Source organism: Streptomyces sp. G45, assembly GCF_049542095.1.
Taxonomy (GTDB): domain Bacteria; phylum Actinomycetota; class Actinomycetes; order Streptomycetales; family Streptomycetaceae; genus Streptomyces.
Map to the genome: position 1 here is coordinate 1,003,993 of NZ_JBMUZU010000001.1, position 12,733 is coordinate 1,016,725.

General features: G+C 73.4%; 6 protein-coding genes and 1 pseudogene. 5 read left to right on the forward strand and 2 right to left on the reverse strand.

Annotated features, from left to right (window positions below; all coding sequences use genetic code 11):
• Positions 1-38 precede the first annotated feature (38 nt).
• A complete protein-coding gene (locus ACOBQU_RS04205) occupies positions 39-1,922 on the reverse strand; it encodes an ABC transporter ATP-binding protein (protein ID WP_423624546.1) in 1,884 nt (627 codons plus the stop codon).
• A 159-nt stretch (positions 1,923-2,081) separates the two neighbouring features.
• Between ACOBQU_RS04205 and ACOBQU_RS04210 the strand changes: the two genes are divergently transcribed.
• From ACOBQU_RS04210 to ACOBQU_RS04220, 3 genes are all read left to right on the forward strand, one after another.
• Positions 2,082-2,528: a MarR family winged helix-turn-helix transcriptional regulator gene (locus tag ACOBQU_RS04210; RefSeq protein ID WP_423624547.1), complete on the forward strand. Its 447-nt coding sequence runs from the start codon at positions 2,082-2,084 to the stop codon at positions 2,526-2,528.
• Positions 2,529-2,651: 123 nt separating this feature from the next.
• Positions 2,652-5,594, forward strand: coding sequence for an FAD-binding and (Fe-S)-binding domain-containing protein (locus tag ACOBQU_RS04215; RefSeq protein WP_423624548.1), 2,943 nt, complete (start codon positions 2,652-2,654; stop codon positions 5,592-5,594).
• 315 nt (positions 5,595-5,909) lie between these two features.
• Positions 5,910-7,445: a Gfo/Idh/MocA family protein gene (locus ACOBQU_RS04220; protein WP_423624549.1), complete on the forward strand. Its 1,536-nt coding sequence runs from the start codon at positions 5,910-5,912 to the stop codon at positions 7,443-7,445.
• Between the two features lie 83 nt (positions 7,446-7,528).
• Here ACOBQU_RS04220 and ACOBQU_RS04225 read toward each other — a convergent pair whose 3' ends face one another.
• Positions 7,529-8,284, reverse strand: a complete 756-nt coding sequence (locus ACOBQU_RS04225; RefSeq protein WP_423624550.1) for a L,D-transpeptidase family protein — start codon at positions 8,282-8,284, stop codon at positions 7,529-7,531.
• A 289-nt stretch (positions 8,285-8,573) separates the two neighbouring features.
• Between ACOBQU_RS04225 and ACOBQU_RS04230 the strand changes: the two genes are divergently transcribed.
• Together ACOBQU_RS04230 and ACOBQU_RS04235 are read left to right on the forward strand one after the other, a co-directional pair.
• The gene (locus tag ACOBQU_RS04230) at positions 8,574-10,574 is read left to right on the forward strand and encodes an ABC transporter transmembrane domain-containing protein (protein ID WP_423624551.1); all 2,001 of its coding nucleotides are present in this window, start codon (positions 8,574-8,576) and stop codon (positions 10,572-10,574) included.
• Positions 10,571-12,350: pseudogene (locus ACOBQU_RS04235) on the forward strand (ABC transporter ATP-binding protein). The gene ACOBQU_RS04230 and the pseudogene ACOBQU_RS04235 overlap by 4 nt, the downstream one beginning before the upstream one ends.
• Positions 12,351-12,733 lie beyond the last annotated feature (383 nt).

The window sequence follows — 12,733 nt, forward strand, 5'->3', positions numbered from 1 at the left end:
CACGCTAACCCGGCCCTCACGACATTCCTGGCATATTTTCATCCCGCTGGCTCCAGTTGGGCGTCCCGCCTGACAAGGGCGGCGTAACGGCCGCCCTGCCCGAGCAGCTCGGCGTGCGTGCCCCGCTCGACGACCCGGCCGCCGTCCAGGACCACGATCTGGTCGGCGCCGCGCACGGTGGACAGGCGGTGGGCGATGGTGAGGGTCGTCCGGTTGGCGGACAGGGCGTCGATGGCCTGCTGCACGGCGTGCTCGGTGCGCGTGTCGAGGGCGCTGGTCGCCTCGTCCAGGATCAGCACGGGCGGGTCGCGCAGGATGGTGCGGGCGATGGCGAGGCGCTGCTTCTCACCGCCGGAGAAGCGGTGGCCGCGCTCGCCCACGATCGTGTCGTACCCGTCGGGCAGGGACGCGATGTGGTCGTGGATCTGCGCGGCGCGGGCCGCGGTGACCAGCTCCTCGTCGGTGGCGTCCGGCTTGGCGAAGCGCAGGTTCTCGGCGACCGTGGCGTGGAACAGGTACGTCTCCTGGGAGACGATGCCGACGGCGCGGGCCAGCGTGTCGAAGTCCAGGTCGCGCACGTCGACGCCGTCGAGCGTGACCCGCCCGCCCGTCACGTCGTACAGCCGGGGCACGAGGTAGCTCAGGGTGGACTTGCCGGAGCCGGTGGGGCCCACGACGGCGAGGCTGCCGCCCGCGGGGATGGTGATGTCGATGCCGTCGAGGATGGCGGCGCTCCGCTTGCCCTGCCCGTCGTGGGCGCCGGGGTCCTCCTGATCGTCGTAGCGGAACTCGACGTTCTCGAAGCGGACCTCGCCCTTCACCTGGTCCAGGCGCAGCGCGTCGGGGCGCTCGGTGATGTCGATGGGCAGGTCCAGGTACTCGAAGATGCGCTGGAACAACGCGAGCGAGGTCTGGATCTGGACGCCGGTCGACAGCAGGCTCACCGTCGGCCGGAACAGGCCCTGCTGGAGCGAGACGAACGCGACGAGCGTGCCGAGGGAGACGCTGGGGCCGCCGAACTCCAGGGCCAGGCCCGCGCTCCAGTAGATGACGGCGGGCATCGCGGCCATGACGACGGTGATCACGGCCATGCGCCAGCGCCCGGCCATGTTGGAGCGCACCTCCAGACGGACCAGCTCCGCGGACTCGTCGGCGAAGGTGCGGGTCAGCGAGTCGGAGCGGCCCATGGTGCGGCCGAGCAGGATGCCGCTGACGGACAGCGACTCGGTGACGGTCGCGGCCATCGCCGCCATCTGCTTCTGCCGCTCGGTGGCGATCTTCTTGCGCTCGCGGCCGACCCGGCGGCTGATCCACACGAACAGCGGGAGCAGCAGCAGCGAGACCGCGGTCAGGCGCCAGTCGAGGGCGAGCATCGCCACGACCGACGCGATGACGCTGGTCAGGTTGGAGACCAGCGAGGTGGCCGTGGAGGTGACGGTCGCCTGCATGCCGCCGATGTCGTTGGCGATGCGGGACTGGACCTCGCCGGTGCGGGTGCGGGTGAAGAAGGCCAGCGACATACGCTGGAGGCGGCCGTAGACCGCCGTACGCAGATCGTGCATGACCTGCTGGCCGACGGTGGTGGAGATCAGTGTCTGGAGGACGCCGAAGACGCTGGTGACGACGGCGCTGAGGATCATGCCCAGCGCGAGCAGACTGAGCAGCCCGGTGCGCCCCTCGGGGATCGCGGTGTCGAGGATCTCCTTCAGGAGGAAGGGCGTCGCCACCGAGACGAGCGAGGCGGCGCACACCAGCAGGCCGACGACGGCGAGACGGCCGCGGTAGGGGCGGAAGAGCCGCAGGATGCGGCGCAGCTGGCGCGGCTCCCCGGACTCGCGCCCGGGCGCAGACTCGCGCCCGGGCTCAAGGGACGGGGAGGGCTGGGAGGACAGGGGGGCGGGGGTGGGTTCGTCGTGTGGCATGGGCCCCTTCGGACTTCAGGCTTCAGGTTCAGGCTTCAGAACGAGGCTTCAGGTTCAGGCTTCAGGACGAGGACATGAGCCGACCGCTTCGGCAGCGGTCGGAGCCTAGCTCATTGTTACCTATGCTCACAATGCACCTGGTCCTGGTAATGTTCCCGCATGAGTACACCGGACACCGACGGACAGCTCGCCGAGCAGTTGCTGCGGCTCACCCGTCGGCTGCACCGCATCCAGAAGCACCATCTGGAGCCCCTCGGCATCACGCCCGCGCAGTCCCGCCTCCTGCGCACCCTCGCGCACTACGACGCGCCGCCCCGCATGGCCGACCTGGCCCAGCGCCTGGAGGTCGTACCGCGCGCGGTGACGAGCCTCGTCGACGGCCTGGAGGCGAGCGGTCTCGTGCGCCGCGTCCCGGACACCACCAACCGCCGCGTGATCCGCATCGAGCTGACCGACGGCGGGCGCACGGCACTCGGACGCCTGCGCGGCGCGCGCCGGGCCGCCGCGGAGGACATCCTGGCTCCGTTGGACACCGCCCAGCGCGCCCAGCTCGGCGGCCTGCTCAACGCCCTGATCGACACGCCGGAGAGCAGCCGCCCCTGCTGAACTCCGACGAGGACCGCTGCGGGCCGCCGCGGGCCGCTGACGGCCACCAGGGGCCGCCCAAGGGCCGCCGAGGACCAAGAAGGACCGCCGACGACCGCCGACGAGGACCGCCGAGGAGAGGCCATGCCCCTGCTGGAGCCCGACCCCGAAGCACTGCGCCCCGCCCCGGACGGCCGCGCGCCGTCACCCGACCGGGTCCCGGACGCGCTGGCGGGCGGCACCCCCGAGCCGCTGCGCGGCGAGCTGACCGCTCTGCTCGGCGCCGACAAGGTCCTCACCAAGGTCTCGGACCTCGTGCGGTACGCGTCGGACGCGAGCCCCTACCGCTTCGTGCCGCGGGTCGTGGTCGTCGCCGAGGACCTGGACGACGTCTCCGCCGTCCTGTCGTACGCCCACGGCAAAGGGCGGAACGTCGTCTTCCGGGCGGCGGGCACCTCGCTCAACGGACAGGCGCAGGGCGAGGACATCCTCGTGGACGTCCGCAGGCACTGGTCGGGCATCGAGGTGCTCGGCGACGGCGAGCGGGCCCGCATCGGCCCCGGCACGACGGTCGTGCGCGCCAACGCCACCCTCGCCCGGTACGGCAGGGTGCTCGGCCCGGACCCGGCGAGCGCCGTCGCCTGCACCGTCGGCGGCGTCGTCGCGAACAACGCCTCCGGCATGACGGCGGGCACCACCCGCAACTCCTACCGCACGCTCGCGTCCCTCACGTTCGTGCTGCCGTCGGGCACCGTCGTGGACACGGCGGACCCGGACGCCGACGACCTGCTCGCCCACGCCGAGCCCGCCCTGTGCGCGGGACTGCTCGACCTCAAGCGCGAGGTCGAGGCGGACGCCGAACTTGTCACCCGCATCCGGGCCAAGTACGAGATCAAGAACACCAACGGCTACCGCCTCGACGCGTTCCTGGACGGCGCCACGCCCGTGGAGATCCTGCGCGGCCTGATGGTCGGCTCCGAGGGCACCTTCGGCTTCATCTCCGAGGTCGTCTTCGACACGCTGCCGCTCGACCGGCGGGTGTCCACCGCGCTCCTGTTCTTCCCGACGCTGCCCGCGGCTGCCGCCGCCGTGCCGCTGTTCAACGCCGCGGGCGCGCTGGCCGTGGAGCTGATGGACGGCAACACGCTGCGCGCTTCGGTGAGCGTGCCCGGGGTGCCCGCCGACTGGGCGCGCCTGCCCAAGGACACGGCGGCGCTCCTGGTGGAGTTCCGCGCCCCCGACGAGGCACACCAGGAGGCGTACGAGGCGGCCGCCGCGAAGGTCCTCGCGGGCCTCGACCTGGTCGCCCCGGTGGCGTCGGTGACGAACGCGTTCACCCGTGACCCCGGGGTGATCGCGGGCTACTGGACGGCCCGCAAGGCGTTCGTGACGGCCGTCGGCGGTTCGCGGCCCGCCGGGACGACGCTGATCACCGAGGACTTCGCGGTGCCGCCGTCGCGCCTGGCGGAGGCCTGCGAGGCGCTGCTCGACCTCCAGACGCGGCACGGCTTCGACGCGGCCGTCGCCGGGCACGCGGCCCACGGCAACCTGCACTTCCTCCTCGCCTTCGACGCCGCGCGGCCCGCGGACGTGGAGCGCTACGCCGCGTTCATGGACGACTTCTGCCGACTGACCGTCGAGCGGTTCGACGGCTCGCTGAAGGCCGAGCACGCCACGGGGCGCAACATCGCGCCGTTCCTCGCGCTCGAATGGGGCCCTCGGGCCACGGAGCTGATGTGGCGCACCAAGCAGGTCATCGACCCCGACGGCGTCCTCGCGCCGCGCGTCGTCCTGGACCGCGACCCGCGCGCCCACCTGCGCGGTCTGAAGACCATCCCGAAGGTCGAGCCGATCGCCGACCCCTGCATCGAGTGCGGCTTCTGCGAGCCGACCTGCCCCAGCGAGGACCTCACCACCACGCCGCGCCAGCGCATCGTGCTGCGCCGCGAGATGATGCGCCAGCCCACCCGCTCGCCCGTCGAGGACGGCCTGGTCGAGGCGTACGGGTACGACGCCGTGGACACCTGCGCCGGGGACTCCACGTGCAAGCTGGCGTGCCCCGTCGGCATCGACACCGGCGCCCTGATGAAGGGCTTCCGGCACGCCCGGCACTCCCCGCGCGAGGAGCGGGTCGCGGCGCTCACCGCCCGGCACTTCGGGGCCGTCGAGGCGTCCGCGCGCCTGGCCGTGGCCGCCGCCGCGAAGCTCGGCGACGCGCTCGGCGAGCGGCGGGCCGACCGGTTCCTGACCGCGGTGACCGGCGCCGCCCGCAAGGCGGTGCGCCCCGACCTGATCCCGGAGTGGCTGCCCCGGATGCCCGGCGCCGCCGCGCGCCGCCTGCCGCGCACCCGGCGCGTGGGCGCGGCCGCCGTCTACTACCCGGCGTGCGTCAACCGCGTCTTCGCCACGCCCGGCGACGTGTCCCTCGCGGACGCCGTCGTCGCCGTGTCCGCCCGCGCGGGCAAGCCGGTGTGGATCCCCGACGACGTGACCGGGACGTGCTGCGCGACGATCTGGCACTCCAAGGGGTACGAGGCGGGGAACCGCGTCATGGCCAACCGGGTCGTCGAGGCCGCGTGGGGCTGGACGGCGGGCGGCGCGCTGCCGCTGGTCGTCGACGCCTCGTCCTGCGCGCTGGGCCTGGCGCACGAGGTGGTGCCGTACCTCACCGACGACAACCGGCAGCTGCACCAGGCCCTGACCGTCGTCGACTCCGTCGTCTGGGCCGCCGAGGAACTCCTCCCCCACCTCACCGTCCACCGCACCGTGGGCTCCGCCGTCCTCCACCCCGCCTGCTCCATGCGGCACCTCGGCGACGAGCCCCAGCTCCGCGCCGTCGCCGAGGCCTGCGCGGACGAGGTCGTCGTGCCGGACGACGCGGGCTGCTGCGCGTTCGCGGGCGACCGGGGGATGCTCCACCCGGAGCTGACGGAGTCCGCGACCCGCGCCGAAGCCGCGGAGGTGCTGTCGCACGACTACGACGCCCATCTCTCCGCCAACCGCATGTGCGAGGTGGGCCTTGAACAGGCGACGGGCCGGTCCTACCGGTCGGTCCTGCTGGCCCTGGACCACGCGACGCGCCCCTGACCCGCCCCTCCCCGAACCGGCGGCCGCCACCGCCCCCCGGCGGCCGGTTCGGATCGCCGCTCCGAGCCTCGTCCTGACACGCCGGACGGGCTGAAACGCCCCGCGTAGCGCAACGGTCCAGCCCGTCCGGCGTGTGAGGACGAGCCGCGAAGCGGCCATGCACGGGGGTGCCAGGGGCTGGCCCCCTGGTATCGGGAAGGGGCGGGGTGGGGAACAGAAAAGTCCAACCCCCCAACCCCGTCGTCCCCTTGCGCCCCGCAAGCCCCGGCACAAGGGTGGGCCCCGCCCCACCCCGCCAGCGACGACGGAGGTCCGATGCACGACGAGCACGCGACACCGGCATCCCACGGCTCCCCCGAGTCCCCTGAATCCCCTGTGACCCCCGCAGCGCCCGCGGCCCCCGAGTCTCCCGAGCCCCCGGGGGGCCACTCCCGCCGCACGGTCCTGCGCACCGCGGGAATCGCAGGCGCCGGACTCGGCCTCGGCGCACTCGGCACCACCGGCACCGCGCACGCCGACGCCGCCAGCGGCACGGCGCACGGCGACGGCACCACCGCCCAACACCCGCGGCAGGCGCCCCCGCCCGAGCCGGCCCGCAAGGGCAAGACCATGATCGGCGTCCCCTTCGAGCCGCGCTCCACGGTGCGGGTGGGCATCATCGGCCTGGGCAACCGCGGCGGCGGCATGATCGACCTGTTCCTCGCGCTGCCGGGCGTCCGCGTCGTCGCGCTGTGCGACCCGGTCAAGGACAAGACCGCGGCGGCCGCCAAGAAGGTCACGGACGCGGGGCAGCCCGCACCCGCGACGTACGCCAACGGGGAGCACGACTTCGAGAAGCTCTGCCGCCGCGGCGACATCGACTTCGTCTATGTGGCGTCGCCCTGGGACTGGCACTACACCATGGCCAAGTCGGCGCTCCTGAACGGCAAGCACGTCGGCGTGGAGTGTCCGATCGCGCTGCGCCTCGACGAGCTGTGGGACCTCGTCGACCTGTCGGAGCGCACCCGCAGACACTGCATGCAGCTGGAGAACTGCTGCTACGGCAGGAACGAGATGCGGGTCCTGCGCATGGCGCACGCGGGCAAGTTCGGCGACCTGCTGCACGCCGCGGGCGCCTACAACCACGACCTGCGCGCCCTGATGTTCGACCCCGACTACTACGAGGGCCCGTGGCGCCGCCTGTGGCACACCCGGCTGCGCGGCGACCTGTACCCGAACCACGGCTTCGGGCCCACGGCCAACTACATGGACGTCAACCGCGGCGACCGGGTCACACACATCTCCAGCTTCGGCACCCCCGCCCTCGGCCTCGCCGAGTACCGCAAGGAGCACATGCCTCCGGGCGACCCGAGCTGGAAGGAGACGTACATCGAGAGCGACCGCACCATCAGCCTCGTACAGACGGCCAAGGGCCGCGTCATCCGCCTCGAACACGACGTGTCCACCCCCCATCCCTACAGCCGGGTCAACAGCCTCGGCGGCACCCGCGGCGTCTTCGAGGACTACCCGGCCCGCATCTACATCGAGCCCGACCACACCAACGACCAGTGGGGCGACTTCTCCAAGTACGCCGCCGAGTTCGACCACTGGCTGTGGAAGGAGCACGCCAATCCGCCCGGCGGGCACGGCGGCATGGACTACCTCATGGTGTTCCGCCTGATGCAGTGCATGCGGCTCGGTCTCGTCCCTGACTTCGACGTGTACGACGCCGCGACCTGGACGTCACCGGTGCCGCTGAGCCACGCCTCCATCAAGGCCAAGGGCGCGCCACAGGCCATCCCGGACTTCACCCGGGGCCTGTGGAAGAAGCCCCGGCCGGGCCTCGACTCGGAGAAGCCGAAGGAGTCCTGACGGCGCCCGGTAGCGGTGCCGCGTAGCGCTCCCCGCACTATTGCGCACCACTGCCGTGCACCACTGCTTTGTAAGGGCGGCGCTCAGGACCTGAGCGCTGCCCTGTCCCCCATCACCACCACCGGATGCTGCTTCGGGTCGAGCGTGCGCAGCAGGTGCCGCATGCCGGACTTCGACAGGCTCACGCAGCCCGACGTGCCGCTGCCGTGGTCCATGTGGAGCCAGATGCTGCCGCCCTTGGCCTGGCCCTGGGGGCGGGTGGGGTCGTTCGGCGGGGTGCCCTTGGCGCGGTTGTAGTCGATCGCGATCACGTAGTCGAAGTCGTGCCAGTGCGTCTTCGGCCAGGAGCGCGGGGCCTGGATGGAGCCGGTCTGCGTGTACGGGATCTTGGCGCCGGGGTTGGCGAGGACCCCGCCCGCGTCGGTCAGCGTGAACACGCCGACCGGGCTGCGCTTGTCGCCCTCGTGGTGGTTCAGGGTCCAGCCTCTCTTGCCGTTGTGCGCGGGCCAACTCCCCTCCCCCTTCCAGGCGTTACCCGTCTTCGTCCTCGTCTTCGTGTAGAGAACGACCCTCGCTCGCGCCGAGTTCCCGCCCTCGCCGTACACCGCGACGACCTGGCGCGTGTCCTTCGGGATGCGGGACTGCCAGCGGTCCCCGACGTCCGGGATGCGCTTCGGGTCGGCCGCGGGGCGCGCCACGTCCCGGCCACCGGCGCCGCGGTCGTGCCGCGCCGCCCCGCCGTCCCCGTCGGCGCCTCCGCCGCAGGACGTCAGGGCGAGGGAGAGGACCGAGCAGGCGGCGGCCACGGCCGCCGTTCGTACCACACCGGATATGCGCATGTGGTCCATCGTCGCACCGGCGCGACGTGCGCCCGCGCGCACCGCCGCGCCCCGCGCGCGGAATGGCCGACTCTTTGCCCGGGCTCGGAAATGCGTTTGCTTCGCACGGGGGTGCGAGGCGAGTCTTGCGGTTTGTCACCGCCACCTGCCACCACCGCACGGTGCGTCGGCCGACCCGTGACGCCCTCGGGAGCGTCGGCCGCCGCCTCCCGGCGCCGTGCGCCCGCCCCGACCAGTCCGATCGCTCAGACCGCACGACCGCTCGACCGCTCCGACTAGCTGGGACACCATGCACATACGCGATCTTCCGTACGCCGATCCGGGACAACCCGACGCCCGCTCGGGGCCCCGTTTCCTGCTGTGGCTCGGCCGCAACCAGATCGGCGGACAGCTCAAGTCACTCGCCTGGGGGCTGCTGCACTTCCTCGGCATCGCCACGCTGCCGTACACGGTCGGCCTCGCCGTCCAGGCCGCCGTCGACGGCTCGGGCACCCGGCTCGCGCTCGCCGGGGGCGTCATCGTGCTCGCCGGGCTCGCCGTGGCGGTCGGCGACACCATGCTGCACCGCACGGCGATCACCAACTGGATCACGGCGGCGGCCCGCGTCCAGCAGCTCCTGGCCCGCAAGACCGCCGCGCTCGGCGCCGCGCTGAACCGGCGCGTGGCCGCCGGTGAGGTCGTCGCGGTGTCCACGGGTGACGTGGAGAAGATCGGCTGGTTCGTGGAGGCGATCTCGCGCTTCGCCGCCGCCGCGCTCACCGTGATCCTGGTCTGTGTGGGCCTGCTCGTCTACCAGCCCGCCCTCGGCGTGGTCGTCGCCGTCGGCGTCCCGGTGCTCGCCCTCGCGGTGCTCCCGCTGCTGCCGCACGCCACCCGGCGCGCCGACGTCCAGCGCGAGAAGGCGGGGCGCGCCACCGAGCTGGCCTCGGACACCGTCGCGGGCCTGCGGGTGCTGCGCGGCATCGGCGGCGAGGAGCTGTTCCTCGACCGCTACAGACGGGCCTCGCAGGAGGTGCGGGCCGCCGCGGTGCGCAGCGCCCGCATGTGGGCGGTGATCTCGGCCATTCAGGTCCTGCTGCCCGGGCTGTTGCTCGTCGTCCTCGTCTGGCACGGCGTGCACCTGGCCCGCGAGGGTCGCATCACCGTCGGCGAACTGGTCACCGTGTACAGCGCGGTGATGCTGCTGACCTACCCGCTGCGGCACTTCGAGGAGATCGCGATGGCGTACTCCTTCTCCCGGCCGTCGGCCCAGCGGGCGGCCCGGGTGCTCACGCTGGAGCGGACGCTCGACCCGGAGACGGAGGGAGCAGGCGAGCCCGAGGGGGCGCGCGAGGCGGAAGCAGCACCGGACCCCGAAGGGGCACGCGAGCCTGAGGGGACACGCGAGCCTGAGGGGGCGCACGAGTCCGAGGGCGTACGCGCGCCTGGAGGGGCGCGCGAGGCGTACGCCGCGCCGCCCTCCGGCGACCTGTACGACCCGGCGACGGGCCTGCTCGCCCCGGCCGGACAGCTCACCGCCGTCGTCTGCGGCGACCCGGACGCGGCCGGGCGCCTAGCGGAACGCCTCGGCGGACACCCCGCGTCCGGCAGCGACCTCCCCTCCGTGCGCCTCGGTGGCGTAGCCCTCGACGACCTGCCCTTGGACACGGCCCGCACCGCGGTCCTCGTCCAGGACAAGGATCCGGTCCTGCTGTCGGGAACGCTGCACGAACTCCTCGACGTACCGGCGTCCGGCGCGGTCAGCGCCCAGAGCGCGCTCGCCGCGGCGCAGTGCGCCGACGTCCTCGCCGCCCTGGCGCAGAGCTCGGTCGCCGACGACCCCATGGACGCGCACCTGACCGAGCGGGGCCGCTCCCTGTCCGGCGGGCAGCGGCAGCGCCTCGCCCTGGCCCGGTCCCTGGTCACCGACCCGGAGGCCCTGGTCCTGGACGAGCCGACGTCCGCCGTCGACTCGCACACCGAGGCCCGGATCTCGGACGGCCTGCGCGAGCTGCGCGCGGGCCGCACCACGGTGGTGTTCACCTCGTCCCCGCTCCTGCTCGACCGCGCCGACCGCGTGGTCTTCCTGCACGACGGCGAGGTCGCGGCGGTCGGCGAGCACCGGAAGCTGGTCGTCAGCGAGCCGCGGTACCGAGCCGTGGTGACGCGCGAGACCGACGAGGAAGCGGCGGCCCCCAGCGGCGACGCGTCGCGGAAGGCCCAGGTGCCCGCGCCCCGCAGCCCGCACGACCCCGCCCGTGACCTGCCCCACCGCAGCGGCATCGACATCGACATCGAGGAGACGGCATGATCGGCCTGTCGCCACCGGAGTACGACCCGGCGGCACCGACGACTGCGGAGACCTTGCCCGTGGGCACGCCCGCGACCGTGCGGGCCTACGCGCGCGAGCTGTTCCGCCGCCACCGGACGGCGTTCGTGCTGCTCATCGCCGTGAACACACTCGCCGTCGTCGCCTCGATGGTCGGCCCCTACCTGCTCGGCGACCTCGTCGAGCGCGTGTCGGACGGGGCGCGCGACATCCACTTGGAGCGCACCGTCGGCCTGTTCGCGCTCGCCCTCGTCGTGCAGGCCGTCTTCGTGAGGCAGGTGCGGCTGCGCGGCGCGATGCTCGGCGAGCAGATGCTGGCCGACCTGCGGGAGGACTTCCTCGTCCGCTCCGTCGGCCTGCCGCCGGGCGCCCTGGAGCGCGCGGGCACCGGAGACCTGCTGTCCCGGATCACGACGGACGTCGACCGGCTCGCGAACGCCATGCGCGAAGCGGTGCCGCAGCTCGCCATCGGCGTGGTGTGGGCGGCGCTCCTGATCGGCGGCCTCGCCGTGACCGCGCCGCCGCTGGCGCCCGCGCTGCTGCTCGCCGTGCCGGTGCTGGTCCTGGGCTGCCGCTGGTACTTCAAGCGGGCCCCTCCGCCTACCGCTCCGAGGCCGCCGGGTACGCCGCCGTGGCCGCGGCGCTCGCCGAGACCGTGGACGCGGGCCGCACCGTCGAGGCCCACCGCCTCGGCGCGCGCCGCGTCGCCCTGTCGGAGCGGCGCATCAAGGAGTGGACGGCCTGGGAGCGGTACACCCTGTACCTGCGCTCCGTGCTGTTCCCCGTCTTCAACGCCACGCACATCACCGTGCTGCTCTCGGTCCTCATGGTCGGCGGCGCCTTCGTCCTCCAGGGCTGGATCAGCGTGGGCCAGCTCACCACGAGCGCCCTGATCGCGCAGATGCTCGTCGACCCGGTGGGCCTCATCCTGCGCTGGTACGACGAGCTGCAGGTCGCCCAGGTGTCCCTGGCCCGGCTGGTGGGCGTGCGGGAGATCGAACCGGACGCCGGTGACCCCTCGGTGGTGCCGGACGGCCGTCAGGTCCACGCGGACGACGTGCACTTCGGCTACGTCGAGGGCGTCGACGTCCTGCGCCAGGTGTCCCTCTCGGTGGAGCCGGGCTCCCGGGTCGCCCTGGTCGGCCCGTCCGGTGCGGGCAAGTCGACCCTCGGCAGGCTCCTCGCCGGGATCTACGGCCCCCGCACCGGTCGGGTGACCCTGGGCGGCGCCGAACTGGCGCGGATGCCCGCGGAGGACGTACGCACCCACGTGGCGCTGGTCAACCAGGAGCACCACGTGTTCGTGGGCTCCCTCCGCGACAACCTGCTGCTCGCCCGGTCCGGCGCGACGGACGCCGAGCTGTGGGCGGCCCTCGGCGCGGTGGACGCCGCCGACTGGGCCCGCGCACTCGACGACGGCCTCGACACGGAGGTCGGCTCCGGCGGCTTCGGCCTGACCCCCGCGCAGGCGCAGCAGATCGCCCTCGCCCGCCTCGTCCTCGCCGACCCGCACACGCTGGTCCTGGACGAGGCGACCTCCTCCTCGACCCGCGCGCCGCCCGCCACCTGGAGCGGTCCCTCTCCCGCGTCCTGGAGGGCCGCACGGTGGTGGCCATCGCCCACCGCCTGCACACCGCACACGACGCCGACGTCATCGCCGTCGTCGAGAAGGGCCGCATCAGCGAGCTGGGCAGTCACGACGAGCTGGTGCGCGCCGACGGCGCGTACGCGGCGCTGTGGCGGTCCTGGCACGGGTGACCCCTCCGGCGGAGCCGGGTGCCCCTGACGCCGGGCGGACGCGTCCGGCGCGGGGGCCGTGGTCCCCGGGATCGGGGGGCTCGGAGTCGGGGTGCTCGGAGTCGGGGCACTCAAGGTCAGGGCGCTCGGGGGCGGGGCGCCCCTCCTTGGTGAGGGGCGTTCGATGATGTGGGTCGGCTGATCCGGGCGTGACCGACGGGGCGGGCGGGGGTTGGCACCCTCGTCAGCCTCGGTTACGGTGATCCCGCCACCGTCGAGTACGGCCATGCCCCTGGAGGACAAGGGTTCGCCCCGGTCAAGCGCGATTCCTTCCCCGCGCCTCGTCCTCCTCCCTCTTATCCTCCTTCCGCCTGCGGGCTTCGAGCAGCCACGCCCCCGTTCCT